The organism is Kribbella capetownensis (assembly GCF_004331485.1).
Classification (GTDB): Bacteria; Actinomycetota; Actinomycetes; order Propionibacteriales; family Kribbellaceae; genus Kribbella; species Kribbella capetownensis.
Genome location: NZ_SJKD01000013.1, coordinates 91,788 through 110,701, shown reverse-complemented (window position 1 = coordinate 110,701; position 18,914 = coordinate 91,788). Strand labels below are relative to the sequence as shown.

Here is an 18,914-nt window from a genome sequence, read left to right as displayed (position 1 = left end):
AGCGATCGTAGAGAGAGAGGGGGGCCGTGGTGTTCGACGATCGGAGTCCGATCTATCTGCAGATCGCGGAGCAGATCAAGAACGACATCGTGACCGGCGCCCTCGCCGAGGACGAACAGGTCATGTCGACCAACCAGTACGCCGCGTTCTACCGGATCAACCCGGCGACCGCGGCCAAGGGGTTCGCCCAACTGGTCGACGAGGGCGTGCTCTACAAGAAGCGCGGGATCGGGATGTTCGTCAGCCCGAACGCCCGCCTCCTGCTCCGCACCGGCCGGCAGGACTCGTTCTTCGCCGACGTGGTCGACCCGATGATCCGGGAGGCCAAGGCGATCGGCGTACCGCTCAAGGATGTCGTCCAGCACATCCGCACCTACGGAGAAGCCTGATGACCACCAGCACGCTCGAAGACACCGCCCTGTCTGTGCGGACCGAGAACCTGTCGGTCCGGTTCGGCGGCGTGCCGGCACTCGATCGGCTCGACCTGCGCCTGGCGCCGGGCAAGATCCACGGTCTGCTTGGCCGCAACGGTTCCGGGAAGAGCACGCTCGCCGCGACCCTGGCCGGCTTCCGGCGCCCGGACGAAGGCCGGGTGCTGCTCGGATCCGGCGACATCGGTGCGGCGCACGAGCCGTACGAGAACGCCGTCGCCACCAGCCGGGTCTGCTTGATCCGTGAGTCCGGTGACCTGGTCGGCGCGGCGCCGGTCCGGCGCGCGATCGATCTCGCCGCGAGTCTGCGTCCGTACTGGGACTCCGAGCTCGCCGGCAATCTGATGGACCGTTTCGAGATCCCGTTGAACAAGAAGGTGCAGAAGCTGTCGCGCGGCAAGAAGTCCGCGCTGGGTGTCGTCCTCGGCCTGGCCAGCCGTGCACCACTGACGATCTTCGACGAGAGCTACCTCGGGATGGACGTTCCGTCCCGCACCCTCTTCTACGACGCGCTGCTCGCCGACTACGCCGAGGTGCCGCGCACGATCGTGCTGTCGACACACCTGGTCAGCGAGGTCAGCGCGATGCTCGAGGAGGTCGTCATCCTCGACAACGGCCGCCTGGTGACCCAGGCACCGGTGGACACCCTGCGCGGTCGCGGTGCGTCGATCGTCGGTCCGGCCGCGGCCGTCGACGAGTTCACCTCCGGTTTCACTGTCCTCGCGCAGGAACGGCTCGGCGGCACCAAGTCCACCACCGTCCTCGGCGACCTCGATCCAGCCCTGGTGACGCGGGCCACCGCGGCCGGTCTCGAGATCGGCCCGGTCGGACTCCAGGAATTGTTCGTCCACCTCACCGCCCCGACCGGAGTTCGCGCATGAGCACGGCACTGGACAACCGCAGTACGACGACCGCGCCGGCAACGGCCGTGTTGCCGAGAGGTGTCACCAGCCTGCATCGGCTGCGCCAGGTGCTGCTGTCGATGGTGATCGGGATGCGGCAAATGCTGGTCGGCTACTGGATCGTGATGGTGGTGGCGTTCCTCGCCGTGAGCCTCATCATCCAGCTGGCGACCGGGACGGTCGACCACAGTGTGTGGGATTACGGCACCCAGTCGCCGAAGTACTTCTCGATGGCACTCGGCATCACCCTCACACCGGCGTACTTCCCGCTGCTCGTCGCCCAGGGTGTCACCCGGCGGATGTTCTCCGTTGCTGCTGGCATCTACCTCACGCTCGCCGCGGTCGCCACCGCGGTGCTGTGGGTGGCCGCCTACCAGATCGAGCACTTGCTCTACAGCTGGCAGGACTGGCCTGAGACGTTCACCAACCCGCATCTGTTCACCACTACGTCGCAGGTCGGGCTGGTGTTCGCCGAGTTCTTCCTGCTGATCCTCTCGCACGAGGTGGCCGGGTGGTTGCTCGGCATCACCTTCGTCCGGTTCGGTTTCTGGCGCGGTGTGTTGCTCCTACCGCTGGCTGTGATCCCGGCCGCGGCGGCCGAGTTCTTCCTCATCGCCCAATGGCTCGCCGACCCGCTGAGTTCCATCGGGTACCAGCGCCCGCCACTGGCCGTCGCTGTTCCTTCCATCCTCGCGGTCGCCGCTCTCGGGCTGTACGCCGGCTATCTCGTAGTGCGACCGCTGGCGCTCAAGCCGGCGAAGGGTTGATCGAACGACCGATGTTATGCACAGGGGGTGTGCATAAGTTGGACGATATCTGTGGACGGTTGCCGGGTCGCTGTGGAGAACAGGCGGCAGGTGGCAAAGTGGCGCAAACTGTTGGCAGGAAGGGGTTGTGCGACCCTGGCCGACGGCGGTAGAAATGTCGACACGCTGTTTCTGCACAGGAGCGGCGGGTCGAGCGAAAACCGGGGCCCCTCGCAGTGGGGATCCCCACTGAGGTAGACCGGTGACGGGGTCTGCCGGTCCTACGGACTCGTTCGGGAGGCTGGAGACGTCACCTTCCTTCAGCTAATGCGGGGCCCCTCCGACTCATACTCGGAGGGGCCCCGCTTCACGTTCGGGACCCCGTCTAACGGCACTCGCAGGTGCCGAAAAACAGACACACGAAAGCCGGCCGGCGCACAGAACGGTTGTGCGCCGGCCGGCGATCCGGGGTCGTGCCCGCCTCGGCCACGACCCCGGAGTCAGTGGGTCAGGAGAGGGTGATCTTCAGCGCCGAGGACGATCCCCGGGTCGCTACCTGCACCTCCACTCCACGTGTCGTGGTGACGAGCTTGTACTGCGCCTTGTGGCCGTCGAGCGACACACTCTTCACGCTCGCACCGGCCGGAAGTACGGCGCCGATGGTGACCTTTGCCCCGACACCCTTCACCTTGACATCGGTCCGCAATTCCTTGCCTGTAAGGCGTGCGGACACATCGACCGATCCACGGCCGAGCTGGATGTTGCTTCCGGCCACCTTCTGCTGGCCCTCCGGAAGCTGCGGAACGATCGAGACCCGGCCGTGGCCGAGGTCCGGGTCCACGCCGAGCTGCTGGTGCACGACCGGCCACAGTACGCCGTACGTACCCCACGCCTGCAGTGCCATCGAGCGGTCGTAGAACGGCCGGCCGATGTTCGCCGCCGAGTCGGGTGACGGCGCGATCTCCGGCATCGCCCCCGGCGTCTCCCACACGTTCGGGTCGAGCTGGATGCGGGCGTTGCCGGTGGTGTAGACCTGCTGCTGGCCGGTGCCGAGACGGCCGTAGTTGCCTTCCGCAACGGCCATGATCGACGTGTTCAGCGAGAAGATGCTGCGCTCGCTCTTCACCTGCGAGACGATCGGGTCACACGAGGCACCCGGGTTGCCGGCCGGATCCGACGTCGGTCCGGTGCCGGTGTGGAAGAGTCCGAATTCGCCTGTGTAACAAGGCTTCTCGCGCTGGTCGAGTGCGGTGGCCGCGTGCTCCGGAGAAGCCAGCGGGGACACCGGCTTGCCGGGCCGGACCAGCTCGGCCTCCATCGGAGTGACGCCGATCCAGTGCCGCTGGAAGATCGGCGTGTTGTCGTTCGCGGGGTTCGCCGGGTCGTCGACGGAGTCGGCGTACCCCATCGCCTGCGAGACCCACCACTGCGCCTCGAAGCGGGACTCGAGGTCGTTCGCGCGGGTGGTCGCCCACTGCTGGACCTTGGTGTCGTGCTTCGACACGGCCAGGTCGGCGAGGTCGCGCAGCCCACGGGCGAGGTAGACGGTGCTGTCGAGTTTCTCCACGCCCATCCCGGCGCGCTCGACGTTGGCGAGACCCTCGGGCCAGCCGTCGCTGTCCTTGTCCAGTACGCGGTAGACGTATTGCAAGTTGCGGACGCTGAAGTCGTACATGTCGTCGCGGAACCGGTCGTCGCCGGTCCACCTCCACAGCAGCGCGACGATGCTCGGGAACTTCACCGTCTCGTCGGTGTTCCCCGCGCTCTGGTTCGAGCCGAAGTACACATCACCGGTCGGGACGACCTCGTGCGCGACCTTGCCGCTGCGGTCGTTGAGGATGTCGCTGACATCCCGCAACGCCTTGATGTGGTCCTTCACCGTGCTGAACTGACCGGCCGCGACCGCGGCGAACGCGGTGTACTCACCGTCGGTTGCGAACAGCCACGGGTAGTCCGGGAAGCCGGCGCCGAACCAGCGTGCGGTGTTGACCGTGCCGGCCGGTGCCGGGTAGTCCTTGCCCTCGTTGACGTCGCGGACGCGCAGGTTGCGCGCCTCCTGCACGGAGTCGGCGAGGTTCTGCTTGCTCCACTCGACGCTCTGCTGCAGCAGTGGATCACCAGGCAGCTCCACCACTGACATGCTGTCGATCTGCCGCCGCTCGTCAGCCTTTGCCTTCAGCAACTTGTCCGGGTTGCTCAACGCCCGGCCGTACTCACGCTGTGCCGAGGACACGCCCGTGTCGGATCCGGCTACCGCGAACCAGACGGTCTTCTCCTTGCCCGGTGCGAGTTGTACGTCGTACGTCAGCCGGCCGCCGGTGCCCTTCCCGACCAGCGAGTCGTCACACCGTGCGGGCGTCAAACCGTCGGCCGGGCAGATTACCGCCGGGTCCTGCGGGCCGCGATGGTCCGGACCCAGTGCGTGGTCCGTCGGACGCAGGGACGATCCGACGAACGCGGCGTAGTCGTGCGCGGTCGCGTTCGGGTACGACGGCGTGCCCTGCTCGCGGAACCGCAGCGAGCCGTCGGTGTACGCACCGGTGTCGGCCAGGTTGGCGGCGGCCGTGTTCGGTGTCGTTCCGCCCCACGGGTACGACGCCATGAGTTCGGAGTGCGCGTCCACATCGAGCTTGACGGTCTTCGCGGTACCGGACTTGAAGGTCAGTCCGACCAGCGTGGCGCGGATGCCGTCGGGGACGAAGTCGGTCCGGCGGACGTTCACGTCACCGGAGTAGTCGATCCGGCTGTAGCCGTGGCCGCTGGTGTACTTCGCGGCGGCCACGTCCTTGCCGAGCCAGGCGCCGTCGAGGCCGAACCACAGCCCGTCGAGCATCTTGATCGGCTGGGTCCAGAAGCCACCCATCTCACCGCGGATGTGCCAGCCGGTGGCGGGGTAGAGACCGGTCTCGTCGCCCATCGCGTAGGCGCGATCACCGACGACGAGCGACCGGCGGTCCGCCAGCCGGGTCGATTCGGACAGCTCCGACGGTACGACGCTCTGCGGTGAGCCGCCGGTGCTGCGGGGTGCTGAGCCGGCGGTCGCGGATGCGGTGCCGGCGAGGACTGTTGCAGCGGCCAGCAGGGCGACGCCAACGGTACGGCGTCTGACCTGGCGTGGCGGGGCGGTGCTGCGTCGGACGGTCGGGCGGGGAGTCATGGCGGTTCCTCCTTCTCGCGGCGCGGTTGCCGCATCAGCCAGGGGCTGAGCTGCCCCTGATCACCAGTTCGGGGTGCAGTAGGCGTTCGGTTGACGCGTCCGGCGGGCCGTCCGGGTCGGTGAGGATGGAGATCAGTTCGGCGGCGATGTCGTCCATCGGTTGCCGCAGGCTGGTCAGGCCGGGGGAGACCACGTCGGCCAGCGGGGAGTCGTCGAAGCCGGTGACGCCGACGTCGACGCCCGGGGTGAGGCCGCGGCGACCGAGTTCGCGCAGCGCGCCGAGGGCGAGAATGTCGCTCAGGGCAACGATTCCGTCGAGGAACGGGTCCGCGTCGAGGAGCTCGGCGGTGGCCCGGGCGCCTTCGGTGATGCTGTCCTCGCGGCAGCGGACGGCCAGGCCGGAGGTGGGCAGCCCGAGCTCTTTGCAGGCCTTGCGCCAGCCGCCGAGGCGGTCTTCGGCCAGCCCGGACGACTTCGACCAGCTGAGGAAGGCGATCCGGCGGCGACCGGCCTCGTGCAGGTGCCGGACCGCCATCGCGGAGCCGGCCGCGCCGTCGACGTCGACCCATGGCCCGGGTTGCGTGGTCTCCTTCCAGACTCGGCCGAAGGAGATGAACGGGATCTTCTGCTCCTTCAGCCAGCCATGCCGTGGGTCGTGGGTCTCGGTCTGCGACAGCACGAACCCGTCCACGAGCCGGCGCGCGTGCAGGTCGTCGTACACCGGCATGCCGTCGACACCGGGTGGGGCGGTGAACAGCAGGATGTGGCGGCCGGTGCGCTCGGCCGCGGCGCAGAGTGCGTGCAGGAACTGGTCCATCACCAGATGGGTCTGGTTCGGCCAGTTGGGAACGCAGTAGCCGATCAGCTCGACCGCGCTCGTGCGTAGACTGCGGGCATTACGGTTGGGCCGGTAGTTGAGCAGTTCGATCGACCGGTTCACCCGTTCGAGGGTGTCCGGCCGCAGTCGGTGCGGGGCGTTCAACGCGTTCGACACGGTCTGCACGGAGACCTCCGCGTGCGCAGCGACCTGCTTCAACGTAGCCACGAAGACCTCCCACCGATGTTTTGAACGTTAAAAACATCGGCAGTCTCCCGCGCACCCTCGGCCGTGTCAACGGCTCACAGCACTGGTGGACGCTGCGTGACAATCGCCAACGTCTCGTCCGCCGGGAGCGGCGGGATCCAGCGCCCCCACCAGGTCGCCCCCGCGGCCGCGAAAGCCGCGGGGTCGCCGCCACTGACCTTCATCTCGAACCCGTCGCTCGTGCCGCGCTCGGCCTTGACCTCCGCGAGCAATCTGCGGACGTCGTCGGGCGTGATCTGCTGTGGCGCGTCCGTGCTGCCCTTGTACGCACAGCTCCCGTCCCACCGTCTGATCCGCCGGCGGACGGCGGGCACGAGCAGGTTCCCTCCGACCCAGATCGGGATGCGCGGTGCTTGCACCGGCCGTGCGGTGAGCTGCACGTCATCGAGCCGGTAGTGCTTGCCGGCAAAGCTGACCGGCTCGCCGCTCCACAGTTGGGCAATCACTGTGAGGCCTTCGTCCAGCATCTCTGCGAGCTGGTTCGGCTCGGTGGGTTCGCCGACGCGGCCCAGGAACGGGTCGCCGGGATCTCCGATCCCCACACCCAGCACGAACCGCCCGCCGGACAGGTGATCCAGCGCCACTGCCTCGGCCGCGACCTTCCAGGGCCGCCGCCGAGGCAGTGGTGTGACCGTCGTACCGATCGTGATCCGTGATGTGGCCGCCGCCATCGCGGCCAGACAGATCCACGGGTCGTACGTCGGCTCGGTCGCGTCGCCCTGGTAGACGAGGTAGTCCTCCAGGAACAACGCGTCCCAGCCGGAGTCCTCCACGGCTCGCGCGAGGTCGGCGAGACCGCGTGGATCCCGTCCGTGCCCGACTGCCCCGACCGTCACCGAGAATCGCATGCCGGTGACAGTAACCGGGGCCACCGACAAATCAGGCCGCGTAGCCGCCGTCGATGGTCAGCTCCGCGCCGCTCACGTACGCCGCCTGCGGGCCGGCCAGGTAGGTAATGGCCGCGGCGACCTCCGCCGTGGTGCCGAACCTCTCGAGCGCGACGAAGGCGGCCTGAGGCTCGGCGAACGGGCCGTCCGCCGGGTTCATGTCGGTGTCGATCGGTCCGGGCTGGACGACGTTCGACGTGATGCCCCGCGGTCCGAGCTCGCGGGCGAGGCCCTTGCTCAGACCGACCAACGCGGCCTTGCTCATCCCGTAGAGCGTCATCCCGGGTAGGGCGGTCCGGGCCGCGACACAGCTGCCCAGGTGGATCACCCGTCCGCCATCGGACAGTCGCGGTACGGCCGCCTGCGTGGCGGCGTACACCCCACGGACGTTGACCGCGAGTACGTGGTCGACGTCGGCCAGGGTGAGGTCGGTGATCGGACCGACCGCCCCGACGCCCGCGTTGTTGACCAGGATGTCCAAGCCACCGAGCTGATCCGCGGCTCGCTGCACACCGTCGGCCACGGCCACTGCGTCCGCGGCGTCGACCTCGAACGCGAACCCCCGCCGCCCGAGGTCCTCGATCTTCTTCACCACCTCGGCGGCAGCATCCGCGGAGCGGTGGTAGGTCACCGCAACATCCGCTCCACTCGCTGCCAACGCGATCGCGGTCGCCGCGCCGATCCCGCGGCTTCCGCCTGTCACCAATGCCTTCATGCCAACCAGTTCGTTCATGCCCTCCAGTCCAGCCGGGCAGCTGGAGCGGAGCTGGCGGAAATCCGACCCGGGATCCTGGCGTCGTTTTTCCGCCACACCTCGATGTCGCAAATTCGCTAGCGACTGTCGGTGCGGCCAGGGATGCTGGAGCACGTGTACGAATGCAGGGAGCGATGCATCCGCGCGGTCCAGTCCAAGGACGCCCGGTTCGACGGCTGGTTCTTCACCGCGGTGCTGACCACCAAGATCTACTGCCGGCCGAGTTGCCCGGTGGTGCCGCCCAAGGTCGAGAACATGCGGTTCTACCCGAGTGCGGCGGCCGCCCAGCAGGCTGGGTTCCGGGCCTGCAAGCGCTGCCGACCGGACGCGAGCCCGGGTTCACCGGAGTGGAACGACCGGGCCGACCTGGTCGCCCGCGCGATGCGGCTGATCGCCGATGGTGTCGTTGACCGCGACGGCGTGCCGGGCCTGGCCACTCACCTCGGCTACAGCGTCCGTCAGGTCCAGCGTCAGTTGCACGCCGAGCTCGGCGCCGGTCCGCTCGCGCTGGCTCGTGCCCAGCGTGCGCAGACCGCGCGGCTGCTGGTCGAGACCAGCGAGCTGCAGATGGCCGATGTCGCCTTCGCGGCCGGATTCTCCAGCGTGCGGACCTTCAACGAGACCGTGCAGGAGGTGTTCGCGCTCTCGCCGACCGAGCTGCGCCGCCGAGCCCGGCGCGGTACGACGACCGTTGCCCCAGGCACCATCTCGTTGCGCCTCCCGTTCCGTGCACCGCTGACTCCGGACAACCTCTTCGGTCATCTGATCGCGACCGGCGTGCCCGGCGTCGAGGAGTGGCGCGACGGTCACTACCGCCGCACGCTGAGGCTTCCACATGGGCATGGCGTCGTCGCGCTGAAGCCGATGCCTGATCACATCGCCTGCCAACTCTCGCTGACCGACCAGCGCGACCTCGCGATCGCGATCAGTCGCTGCCGCCGGATGCTCGACCTCGACGCCGACCCGATCGCGGTCGACGATCTGCTCGAGACCGATCCCGTCCTCGCGCCGCTGATCGCGAAAGCCCCGGGGCGCCGGGTTCCGCACACCGTTGACGGCGAGGAGTTCGCCGTACGGGCGGTGCTCGGACAGCAGGTGTCGACGGCGGCCGCGCGGACCCACGCGCATCGGCTCGTGGTGCAGCACGGCGATCCGATCGAGGATGCCGGCGGCGGGCTGACGCATCTGTTCCCGACGATGCAGGCGCTGGCCGGGCTCGATCCCGATTCCCTCGCCTTCCCGAAGTCCCGCCGTACGACCCTCACCGCGCTGATCGGCACCCTCGCGGCCGGTGAGATCGACCTCGGCGCCGGTGCCGACTGGGACAAGGCGCGCGAGCAACTGACCGCCCTGCCGGGCATCGGTCCGTGGACAGTCGAGTCGATCGCGATGCGGGCGCTCGGTGACCCGGATGCCTTTGTGGCCAGCGATCTGGGCATCCGGTACGCCGCCCGCGACCTCGGGTTGCCCGAGGCCCCCAAACTCCTGATCGACCACGCGCGTGCGTGGCGGCCGTGGCGTGCCTACGCGGTGCAGTACCTCTGGGCGACCGGCGACCACGCGATCAACAAGATCCCGGAACCGACCTCGACGGAGAGAGCATGACCGAGCTGACCACCGACCGCCTGCTGCTGCGCCAGTGGCGTGACAGCGACCGCGAGCCGTTCGCAGTGCTGAACGCGGACCCGGCGGTGATGGAGCACTTCCCGGCACCGCAGACGCGCGAGCAGAGCGACGCGCTCATCGACCGGATCCGGCCCGAGATCGACGAACGCGGGTGGGGTCTGTGGGCGTTGGAGGTGCGCGACACAGGCGAGTTCATCGGCTTCACCGGGCTGTCGGTGCCGAGTTTCGAGGCGCACTTCATGCCGGCCGTCGAGATCGGGTGGCGGCTCGCGAAGGGCGCTTGGGGCAACGGTTACGCCAGCGAGGCGGCCCGGGCGGCGCTGGCCCACGGCTTCGGCCCGGCCGGTCTGGACGAGATAGTCTCGTTCACCGCGACCCCGAACGTGAAGTCGCAGCGGGTGATGGAGCGGATCGGCATGACGCACGATGAGGCGGGCGACTTCGACCACGTCCGTCTGCCTGCCGGGCACCGGCTGCAGCGGCATGTGCTCTACCGGATCAACCGCGCCCAGTGGGAGGCGTCGCAGTGACGTACGCCGTGGTGGACAGCCCGGTCGGCCCGCTCACCCTGGTGGAGGGCGACGCCGGCGAGCTGGCCGGCCTCTACATGGTCGAGCACCGGCATCGCCCGCCGCTGGAGACCTTCGGCAAGCGCGACGACTCGGTGCTGCCCGCGGTTGCCGAGCAACTCACGGAGTACTTCGAGCACGGGCGGACGACGTTCGACGTACCACTGCAGCCGGCCGGGACGCCGTTCCAGCAGCGGGTCTGGACGGCGCTGCAGGACATCCCGTACGGCGAGACGACGACGTACGGCGAGCTCGCGGCGATCCTCGGCCTCGTGCCGGGGGCGTCCCGGGCGGTCGGGCTCGCGAACGGCAAGAACCCGATCAGCATCATCGTCCCGTGTCACCGCGTGGTCGGCTCGACCGGCAGCCTGACCGGGTACGGCGGCGGCCTCGAACGCAAGCAGGCGCTGCTCGACCACGAGCGGGGCGACGCGCTCTTCTGAGATAAGTACTCAATCGGTGAGCACTTATCGGGCGCATGCTCGGTGGTATGAACGATGACGCGGCCCTGAACTGTTCGGATATGAAGGAATGGCGCACCTGGTTGGCGACGAACGGCCGGGGCGAGCGGTCCGTCTGGCTGATCGTCCACCGGGATGCGGCGGGCGTGAACCTGGCGGAGGCGGTCGAGCATGCGTTGTGTTTCGGGTGGATCGACAGCAAGACGATCAGGCGCGACGACCGGACGACGTACCAGTGCTTCACGCCGCGGAACCCACGCAGTACGTGGAGCAAGGTCAACCGCGGGCGGGTCGAGCGGTTGACGGAAGCGGGGCTGATGACGCCGGCGGGTCAGGAACTCGTCGACCGCGCTCGGCGGACCGGCACGTGGGATCTGCTCGCCGACGCGCAGAAGCTGATCGTCCCCGCGGACCTCCGCGCCGCGCTCGACGGTGACCCGGTGGCGGACCAGCATTTCCAGGCGTTCCCACCGTCGTCCCGCCGAGCGATCCTCGAGTGGATCACCCTCGCCAAGCGCCCCGAGACGCGCGCCGGCCGCATCGCGCAGACAGTCACCCAAGCAACCCACAACCACCGCGCCCGCTAACCCCGCCGCATCCCCCGCAGTTCGCTCAGCACCCGCCGCCGCGTCTGCTGGGTTGGCCCAGTAGACGGTGGGTTGGCGTATCGGATTCGGGTGGGTTAACCCACCGTCTGATGGGTCAGCCCAGCAGGCGGCGGGTTTCGGTGGGAGTGGCTGTCGGGTGGAGCGGGGTGGGGTGGGGTCAGGTGGGGGTGTTGGCGGGGTCGTCGAGGCGTTCGGCGGCGGGGGCTTCGGTGGCCGTGGGCTTGCGGGTGGTGAGGCGGCGGGCGATGGGTTCGGTGTAGCGGGCTGCGATCGGGCCGAGAATGACCAGGATCAGGACGTACGCCGTGGCCAGCGGGCCGAGCTTGGGCTGGACGCCGACCGCGAGACCCGCGATCACGATGGAGAACTCGCCCCGGGCGACCAGCGTGCCGCCCGCGCGCCAGCGGCCGGCCGATCCCACCCCGGCCCGGCGCGCGGCGTACCAGCCGGTGAAGATCTTCGTGAGCGCGGTGAACAGCGCGAGGGCGAGGGCGATCGCGAGCACCGGTGGGATCTTCGCCGGATCGGTGCTCAGGCCGAAGAAGACGAAGAACACCGCGGCGAACAGGTCCCGCAGCGGGCTGAGCAGGTTCCGCGCGCCGTGCGCCACCTCGCCCGACAGCGCGATCCCGACCAGGAACGCGCCGACCGCCGCCGACACCTGGAGCTTCTGGGCGATGCCTGCGACCAGCAGCGTCAGTCCGAGTACGACGAGCAGCAGCATCTCCGGGTTGTCCGACGACACCGCCCGGCTGATCACCCGGCCGTAGCGCAGTGCGAGGAACAGGACGATGCTGACGGTGCCGAGTGAGATCAATAGGGTCATGCTGCCGCCTGCCAGCCCGACACCCGCGAGCAGCGCGGTCAGGATCGGCAGGTAGACGGCCATTGACAGATCCTCGAGGACCAGAATCCCCAGCACCACAGGCGTTTCGCGGTTGCCGAGACGGCCGAGGTCGCCGACCACCTTCGCGATCACGCCGGACGACGAGATCCAGGTGACACCGGCCAGCGCGACTGCGGCGGTCGGTCCCCAACCGAGCAGCAGCGCCACCGCCGCGCCCGGAATCGCGTTCAGCAGGAAGTCGACCACGCCGGAGACGTACTGCGTCTTGAGCGTGCCGACCAGGTCAGATGCGGTGTACTCCAGGCCGAGCAGCAACAGCAGCAGGATGACGCCGATCTCGGCGCCGGTGGCAACGAACTCCTCGCTGGCCGCCAGCGGCAAGAGACCACCATGCCCGAAGGCGAGGCCGGCCAGCAGGTACAGCGGGATCGGTGAGAACCCGAGCCGGCCGGCGATCCGGCCGAGGATGCCGAGGGCCAGGATGACCGCGCCCAGCTCGATCAGCAGGGCGGTGAGGTTCTCGTGCATCTCACCCTCCCGCGATCAGGTCTGCGACGGCGTCCACGCCTTCGCGGGTGCCGACCACGACGAGGGTGTCGCCGATCGCGAAGCGGAAGTCCGGGGTCGGCGACGGGGTCGCGCCGGTCCGCCGCAGGACGGCGACGATCGACGCGCCGGTCCGGCTGCGCGCCTGGGTGTCACCCAGCGTGCGGCCGCCGTACGGCGACTTGGCCGTGATCGGGATGTGCTCGGTGACGAGGTCGATCTCGATCTCACCGCGGACCGGGTCGAGCGGGGCGGGGATCAGGAGCTGGGCGAGCGCGGCCGCCTCACCGGGGTCGAGGGGGACCGAGTCCTTGCAGTTGTCGTCGTCCTCGGGATCGTGGAAGCCGAGGAACCTCCGCCCGTCGTTGTGCACCACCACGGAGACGTGCTTGCCGCCTTCGGTGATCAGGTCGTACCGGGTACCGATCCCGGGCAACGTCGTCTTGGTCGGGCGGGCCTGCTGGTCCATGATGCTCCGATCCGCAATAGCTGGCGTCTGCAACCATTGTCCCAAACCCCGAAACCCTCTGTCCGGTGTCTGATGGTGACCTTCCCCCTCCCCTTCCGTTCTTCCTTCCTTCCTTAGCCCGGTGCAACCGGGGATGTGATCTTTGGTGCACTCAGGTGCACTGCAACCAGTTGCATAGGTAGGGTGCCGGACATGGCGTTGGAGCACGCGATTCTGGTCTCACTGACCGAGCGGGCCGGGTCCGGGTACGAGCTGGCCCGGCGGTTCGACCGCTCGATCGGGTACTTCTGGCCGGCCACCCACCAGCAGATCTACCGGGTGCTGCGCCGGATGGAGGAGGCCGGCTGGGTGAAGCACACAGAGATCGCCCAGGACGGCCGCCCGGACAAGAAGATCTACCGCGTGTCCGCGGCCGGTCGTGCCGAACTCTCCCGCTGGCTGGCGACGCCGGACGACCCCGCCGTGCTGCGGGACAGTCTGGGCGTGAAACTGCGCGGTGCGTCACTCACCGCGCCTGGCCTGGTGCGGCAGGAGGTCGAGCGGCATCGGGCCGAGCATGCGACCCGGCTCGAGCTGTACCGGGGGATCGCGCACCGCGACTTCCCGAAGCCGGCCAAGCTGCACGGGCGCGACCTGCATCAGTACCTGGTACTCCGGGGCGGGATCCGGGCTGAGGAGTCGTTCGTGGCCTGGTGTGACGAAGTGATCGACGCATTGCGGAAGGACAAGTCGTGACCGCATACCCGCATCTGCTGGAGCCCCTCGACCTCGGTCACGTCGTACTGCCGAACCGGGTGATCATGGGCTCGATGCACACCGGCCTCGAGGACCGCTTGAAGGACCTGCCGAAGCTGGCGGCGTACTTCGCCGAGCGGGCGCGCGGCGGCGCCGGGCTGATGGTGACCGGCGGCTACGCCCCGAACCGCACCGGCTGGCTCACCCCGTTCGGCTCCATGCTCACGAGCCGCCGCCAAGCGCGGAAGCATCGCCTCCTCACCGACGCCGTGCATGCCGAGGGCGGCCGGATCGCCCTGCAGATCCTGCACGCGGGCCGCTACGCGTACCACCCGTTCAGCGTCTCCGCCTCCGCACTCAAGGCCCCGATCAACCCGTTCAAGCCGCGTGCCCTGTCCGACCGCGGCGTCCGCCAACAGATCAAGGCGTACGTCGACTGTGCCGCCCTGGCTCGTGAGGCGGGGTACGACGGTGTCGAGATCATGGGGTCCGAGGGGTACTTCATCAACCAGTTCCTGTCCGAGCGCACCAACAAGCGGACGGATGGGTGGGGCGGCAGCCCGGAGAACCGGCGCCGGCTCGCGGTCGAGATCGTCCGCCGCACCCGCGAACGCGTCGGTCGCGACTTCCTGATCATCTACCGGCTGTCGATGGCGGACCTGGTCGAAGGCGGCCAGAGCTGGGACGAGGTCGTTGCGCTGGGCAAGGAGATCGAGGCGGCCGGTGCGTCGATCATCAACACCGGCATCGGCTGGCACGAGGCGCGGGTCCCGACCATCGTCACATCCGTGCCGCGCGCAGCCTTCACGAGTGTGACGGCGGCGTTCAAGCCGCACGTCACCATCCCGGTGGTCACCTCGAACCGGATCAACCTTCCGCAGGTCGCCGAGGAGGTGCTGGCGCGCGGCGACGCCGACCTGGTCAGCATGGCCCGCCCGTTCCTGGCCGACCCGGAGTGGGTGCTCAAGGCAACGACCGACCGGGCCGACGAGATCAACGTCTGCATCGCCTGCAACCAGGCGTGCCTGGATCATGTGTTCGCCAAGCAGAAGGCGAGCTGCATGGTCAACCCCAGGGCCGCCCGCGAGACCGAGCTCCAGTTGCTGCCGACCCGTCGTACCAAGAGCATCGCTGTCGTCGGTGCTGGGCCGGCCGGGCTGGCCGCGGCGGTGACGGCTGCCGAGCGTGGACACCAGGTCGAGTTGTTCGAGGCTGACGACGAGATCGGTGGGCAGTTCGGGATCGCGCGGCGGATCCCTGGCAAGGAGGAGTTCGCCGAGACGATCCGCTACTACCGGCGGCGAATCGAGCTCACCGGCGTGAAGCTTCATCTCGGCCGGCGCGCGACCGTCGAGGACCTGGCCGGGTTCGACGAGGTCATCCTCGCGACCGGCGTCGTACCGCGCGTCCCGGCGATCTCCGGCATCGACCATCCCAAGGTGCTCTCGTACGTCGACGTCGTCCGCGACGGAAAGCCCGTCGGGGCGACGGTCGCGGTCATCGGTGCGGGCGGGATCGGTGTGGATGTCAGCGAGTTCCTGACCACCGAGTCGTCACCCACACTCGACTTGGACGTGTGGAAGTCGGAGTGGGGCGTCGCCGATCCGACGATCGCGCGCGGCGGACTCACGACGCCAGAGCCAGAGGCGTCACCGCGGCAGGTGTATCTACTGCAGCGCAAGGCCGGGAAGATCGGTGCGGGGCTGGGCAAGACCACCGGCTGGGTCCATCGCGCCGCGCTGAAGAACAAGCAGGTCGAGCAACTCCGCGGAGTGAACTACGAACGCATCGACGACGAAGGCCTTCACGTGACGTTCGGCCCGCAGCGCGAGAAGGCCCGCGTGCTGGCCGTCGACACGATCGTCGTCTGCGCCGGTCAGGAGCCGGTCCGCGACCTGGCCGAGGCACTCGTGGCCACCGGTCGCCCCGTCCACGTGATCGGCGGCGCCGACCTCGCAGTCGAACTCGACGCCAAGCGAGCCATCGACCAGGCCACCCGCCTCGCCCTCACCCTGTAGCGACCCAAGGTGGTGGCCGGACACCGAGTGGTGTCCGGCCACCTGTGGGGTGCGCCATCAGAGACAGCGCGCGGCCTTCTTGCCGTCGGGGGCGATGGCGAACCAGAGGTTGCCGACGCCGTAGCCGGCGGTCTGGCCGAGCTTCTTGTCCTTGTGGAAGTAGTACAGCGGCCAGCCGTTCAGCGTGACCTGCTTGCCTTCCGGCCGGTCGATCGTGCCGACCGACGCCCGGTTGATCTTCGAGCTCAGGACCTTGACGCCCTTCTTGCCCGCCAGCACCGGCTCCCACTTCTTCGTGCACTCACCCGTGCAGGTCGTCCGCGACGGGCTGTTGGAGTCGTTGTCGAAGCGGTAGATCGTGCGCCCGGCCTCGTTGGTGACGAACGGCATGAACCCGTCCACCACGTTGACCGTCAACGTCTGCACATCCTTCTGCACCGGCTTGGTCGTCTCGGCCGGCTTGGTCGATTTCGCCTTGCCACCTTCAGGGTTGGCCGCGAACCAGAGTCCGCGCAGACCCTGACCGGCGAGTTCGCCCAGCCTCAGGTCGTTCTTGAAGTAGTAGAGCGGCCAGCCTTTCAGCGTGACCTGCTGGCCTTCCGGCCGGTCGAGGGTGCCGAACAGGCGCTCGTCGATGCCGCCGCCTTCGACCACCACACCGGATCCTGCCAGCACCGGCTCCCACGACTTCAGGCAGTCGCCGCCGCAGTTGGACTGCGACGGATTCGCCGAGTCGTTGTCGAACCTGTACACGGTCCGACCGGTCGCACTGGTCACGATCGGCGTCAGCCCCGGTACCCGCGAGACCTTCAGCACCTTCTGTTCCTGGTCGCCGTCCTGACTGATGCCTTGGGCACCATTCGCCGGTTTCTGCTGGTTCTGCTGGGGTTCTTGAGTAGGTGACGTACTGCCGGCCGCGGGCTTGTCTTCCGTGAACGCGCCGTAGATCGGCGACTCGCAGGCCGACAGCGACACGACGGCAGCAAGGGCGGTCAACGTCGCGGCGAGGTACTTCTTCATCAGATCCTCCGAACCGTAAGGCGTTTGTTGTCTGTCTGTGTCACGGCGGAACACGTGCGCTCTGCGGGATCGGTTCAACACCAGCCGAAAAATCTTGCCCACCCGCGCCGCCGATTGGTTGCCCGAGGCCCTTATCTCACTGCGTCGGCCAGTCTCGCGGCGTACTAGGGCGCCACCCCCGAGTGCCCTAGTGCGCGCTGGCCCAGGCCGTCCGACCCAGTGCACTGTGTACGGCGTACGCGCACTAGCCAACGAGAGGGTGGACGAGATGACGAAGACTGTGCTGATCTGCGGTGCTGGGATCGCGGGACCGGCGCTGGCCTACTGGCTGCGCAGGCACGGTTTCACGCCGGCGATCGTCGAGATCGCGCCGGGTCCGCCGGCCGGCGGGCAGACCGTGGATCTCCGCGGGATCTCCAAGGTGGTCGCCGAGCGGATGGGGCTGATGCCGGCGGTCGAGGCGCGGCAGCTGCACGAACGCGGTCTCGAGTACGTCCGGGCCACCGGGCGCACGGCGGCGGCGATGCCGGCCGACCTGCTCGACGGCGCCGGACCTGTCGCCGACATCGAGATCCTCCGCGGCGACCTCGCCCAGATCCTGCATGACGCGACCACCGACGACGTCGAATACCTGTACGGCGATTCGATCGCGGCGCTCGACGAGGACGCGACGGGCGTGCTCGCTACCTTCACGAGCGGGACGCGGCGACGGTTCGATCTGGTCGTCGGGGCGGATGGGGTGCACTCGCGAGTCCGCCGGCTCGCGTTCGGGCCCGAGGAGCAGTTCGTGCAGCACCTCGGCGGCTACACGTCGTACTTCACCGTCGAGGCGCCGGAGCCGCTGAACCATTGGATGAAGATCTACTCCGCACCCGGCGGGCGCTGGGTCGGGCTGCGGCCCGACCACGACCCGGGCGTCGCAAGGGCGCTGTTGAGCTTCCGCTCGCCCGTGATCAGCTATGACCGGCGCGACATCGACGCGCAGAAGGCTCTGCTGATGGAGCGGTTCGCGGGTCTCGGGTGGCACACCGAGCGCATCCTGGCCGGACTGCGGGATGCGGACGACTTCTACTTCGACAGCACCAGCCGGGTCGTCGTACCGAAGTGGTCGCGCGGACGGGTGGTTCTCGTCGGGGACGCCGGGTACTGCGGTTCGCCGCTCGCCGGGCACGGGACCGCGCTGTCACTCGTCGGCGGGTACGTTCTCGCCGGGGAGCTGGCCATCACGGACGGCGATCACGCTCGCGCGTTCCCGGCGTACCAGGCCCGGATGCAGGCGTACGTCGACCAGCGGATGGAACTGCCGCCCGGCGGGATCACGATGGCGATGCCGATGACGGCTCTCGGGATCCGCCTGCGGGACGCCTCGATCCGGCTGACGATGTCCCGGCTGTTCGCCGGCCTGCTGGCGAAGCTGGCCGTCGCGAAGCCTGACGCGATCCAGCTACCCGAGTACTCAGTCGAAGGGGGAGATCCAGTCGGGGTTGCGGCCGAGGAGGCCGAGTAGCTGGTCGAGGTCGGAAGCGTCGCCGGGGACCTTGACGCTGCGCTCGAAGGCGAGGCCCGGGCCGCGGGCGACGTCGGTGTCGGGGATCCGGCGGGCCAGGCCGAGGGCCATCTCGACCATGTCCGGCGGCGGGTCGTACGGCACGTCGATGGCCTTGGCCAGGTCCCAGGCGTGGACGACGCAGTCGAGCTGGTGGAAGGTCAGTGCGATCCGGCGCGGGAACGAGCCGAACTCGCGGACCTCCATCAGCCGGTCCAGCGCCCCGCCGTCGGCGAAGGCGTCCGCCACCCCGACGTTGGACCGCCGGTACGCACCGGCCGGGTTGTCACCGAGGCGGCCGCCGTTCCACGCCTGGACCGGAGCCGAGCCGTTCAGGGCCGCGGCCGCGAAGCCCTCGTTCTCGCTGACGATGTGGCGGAGCAGGCCGCGGACGGTCCAGTCCGGGCAGGGCGTCGGGAACCACATGTGCTCCGGGCGGATCTGCATCACCACCTCGCCCAGAACTGCGCCGGCCCGCCGATCCAGATCCCGGATGTCCATCCGTGCT

18 protein-coding genes are annotated in these 18,914 nt (G+C 68.8%); 10 read left to right on the top strand and 8 right to left on the bottom strand.

From position 1 onward, the window contains the following. Positions 1 to 29 precede the first annotated feature (29 nt). From E0H75_RS39075 to E0H75_RS39065, 3 genes are read left to right on the top strand one after another with little or no spacing between them, the layout of a single operon-like run. Entirely contained in the window at positions 30 to 389 is a 360-nt protein-coding gene (locus E0H75_RS39075) for a GntR family transcriptional regulator (protein ID WP_131518773.1), read from the top strand. Further along, on the top strand, positions 389 to 1,312 hold the full coding sequence (locus E0H75_RS39070; RefSeq protein WP_131518772.1) for an ATP-binding cassette domain-containing protein: 924 nt from the start codon (positions 389 to 391) through the stop codon (positions 1,310 to 1,312). Before E0H75_RS39075 ends, E0H75_RS39070 begins: the two co-directional genes overlap by 1 nt. Further along, positions 1,309 to 2,100: a hypothetical protein gene (locus tag E0H75_RS39065; protein ID WP_131518771.1), complete on the top strand. Its 792-nt coding sequence runs from the start codon at positions 1,309 to 1,311 to the stop codon at positions 2,098 to 2,100. The genes E0H75_RS39070 and E0H75_RS39065 overlap by 4 nt, the downstream gene beginning before the upstream one ends. 487 nt (positions 2,101 to 2,587) lie before the next feature. Here the strand turns inward: E0H75_RS39065 and E0H75_RS39060 are convergent, their stop codons facing one another. The 4 genes from E0H75_RS39060 to E0H75_RS39045 all read right to left on the bottom strand — a co-directional run bounded on the left by E0H75_RS39060 (position 2,588) and on the right by E0H75_RS39045 (position 7,940). Further along, on the bottom strand, positions 2,588 to 5,236 hold the full coding sequence (locus E0H75_RS39060; RefSeq protein WP_238163533.1) for a glucosidase family protein: 2,649 nt from the start codon (positions 5,234 to 5,236) through the stop codon (positions 2,588 to 2,590). Between the two features lie 34 nt (positions 5,237 to 5,270). Then, positions 5,271 to 6,281 (bottom strand): LacI family DNA-binding transcriptional regulator, encoded by a 1,011-nt coding sequence (locus E0H75_RS39055; RefSeq protein ID WP_131518770.1) that lies wholly within the window; start codon positions 6,279 to 6,281, stop codon positions 5,271 to 5,273. Positions 6,282 to 6,355: 74 nt separating this feature from the next. Beyond that, the gene (locus E0H75_RS39050) at positions 6,356 to 7,168 is read right to left on the bottom strand and encodes an LLM class flavin-dependent oxidoreductase (protein WP_131518769.1); all 813 of its coding nucleotides are present in this window, start codon (positions 7,166 to 7,168) and stop codon (positions 6,356 to 6,358) included. Positions 7,169 to 7,199: 31 nt separating this feature from the next. Next, a complete protein-coding gene (locus E0H75_RS39045; RefSeq protein ID WP_131518768.1) occupies positions 7,200 to 7,940 on the bottom strand; it encodes an SDR family oxidoreductase in 741 nt (246 codons plus the stop codon). A 123-nt stretch (positions 7,941 to 8,063) separates the two neighbouring features. Here E0H75_RS39045 and E0H75_RS39040 point away from each other — a divergent pair, with 123 nt between their 5' ends. From E0H75_RS39040 to E0H75_RS39025, 4 genes are read left to right on the top strand one after another with little or no spacing between them, the layout of a single operon-like run. Then, the gene (locus tag E0H75_RS39040) at positions 8,064 to 9,566 is read left to right on the top strand and encodes a DNA-3-methyladenine glycosylase 2 (RefSeq protein WP_272948974.1); all 1,503 of its coding nucleotides are present in this window, start codon (positions 8,064 to 8,066) and stop codon (positions 9,564 to 9,566) included. Then, a complete protein-coding gene (locus tag E0H75_RS39035; protein WP_131518767.1) occupies positions 9,563 to 10,117 on the top strand; it encodes a GNAT family N-acetyltransferase in 555 nt (184 codons plus the stop codon). Before E0H75_RS39040 ends, E0H75_RS39035 begins: the two co-directional genes overlap by 4 nt. After that, entirely contained in the window at positions 10,114 to 10,599 is a 486-nt protein-coding gene (locus E0H75_RS39030; RefSeq protein ID WP_238163532.1) for a methylated-DNA--[protein]-cysteine S-methyltransferase, read from the top strand. Before E0H75_RS39035 ends, E0H75_RS39030 begins: the two co-directional genes overlap by 4 nt. Before the next feature lie 47 nt (positions 10,600 to 10,646). Next, positions 10,647 to 11,204 (top strand): YdeI/OmpD-associated family protein, encoded by a 558-nt coding sequence (locus tag E0H75_RS39025; protein WP_131518766.1) that lies wholly within the window; start codon positions 10,647 to 10,649, stop codon positions 11,202 to 11,204. Between the two features lie 178 nt (positions 11,205 to 11,382). On the opposite strand, the gene E0H75_RS39020 is transcribed toward E0H75_RS39025, so the two are convergent. After that, the gene (locus E0H75_RS39020; protein WP_131518765.1) at positions 11,383 to 12,600 is read right to left on the bottom strand and encodes a cation:proton antiporter; all 1,218 of its coding nucleotides are present in this window, start codon (positions 12,598 to 12,600) and stop codon (positions 11,383 to 11,385) included. A 1-nt stretch (position 12,601) separates the two neighbouring features. Continuing rightward, positions 12,602 to 13,087 (bottom strand): cation:proton antiporter regulatory subunit, encoded by a 486-nt coding sequence (locus E0H75_RS39015; protein ID WP_131518764.1) that lies wholly within the window; start codon positions 13,085 to 13,087, stop codon positions 12,602 to 12,604. A gap of 192 nt (positions 13,088 to 13,279) precedes the next feature. Between E0H75_RS39015 and E0H75_RS39010 the strand changes: the two genes are divergently transcribed. Then, positions 13,280 to 13,822, top strand: a complete 543-nt coding sequence (locus E0H75_RS39010) for a PadR family transcriptional regulator (RefSeq protein ID WP_131518763.1) — start codon at positions 13,280 to 13,282, stop codon at positions 13,820 to 13,822. Further along, positions 13,819 to 15,840, top strand: a complete 2,022-nt coding sequence (locus E0H75_RS39005; protein ID WP_131518762.1) for an NADPH-dependent 2,4-dienoyl-CoA reductase — start codon at positions 13,819 to 13,821, stop codon at positions 15,838 to 15,840. The genes E0H75_RS39010 and E0H75_RS39005 overlap by 4 nt, the downstream gene beginning before the upstream one ends. Before the next feature lie 57 nt (positions 15,841 to 15,897). On the opposite strand, the gene E0H75_RS39000 is transcribed toward E0H75_RS39005, so the two are convergent. Then, positions 15,898 to 16,860 carry a hypothetical protein gene (locus E0H75_RS39000; RefSeq protein ID WP_131518761.1) on the bottom strand — a complete coding sequence of 321 codons (963 nt, stop codon included), beginning with the start codon at positions 16,858 to 16,860 and terminating at the stop codon, positions 15,898 to 15,900. Positions 16,861 to 17,128: 268 nt separating this feature from the next. Here E0H75_RS39000 and E0H75_RS38995 point away from each other — a divergent pair, with 268 nt between their 5' ends. Further along, positions 17,129 to 18,367, top strand: a complete 1,239-nt coding sequence (locus tag E0H75_RS38995; RefSeq protein WP_131518760.1) for an FAD-dependent monooxygenase — start codon at positions 17,129 to 17,131, stop codon at positions 18,365 to 18,367. Here E0H75_RS38995 and E0H75_RS38990 read toward each other — a convergent pair. After that, on the bottom strand, positions 18,317 to 18,907 hold the full coding sequence (locus E0H75_RS38990) for a TIGR03086 family metal-binding protein (RefSeq protein ID WP_131360503.1): 591 nt from the start codon (positions 18,905 to 18,907) through the stop codon (positions 18,317 to 18,319). The genes E0H75_RS38995 and E0H75_RS38990 overlap by 51 nt on opposite strands. Positions 18,908 to 18,914: the final 7 nt, after the last annotated feature.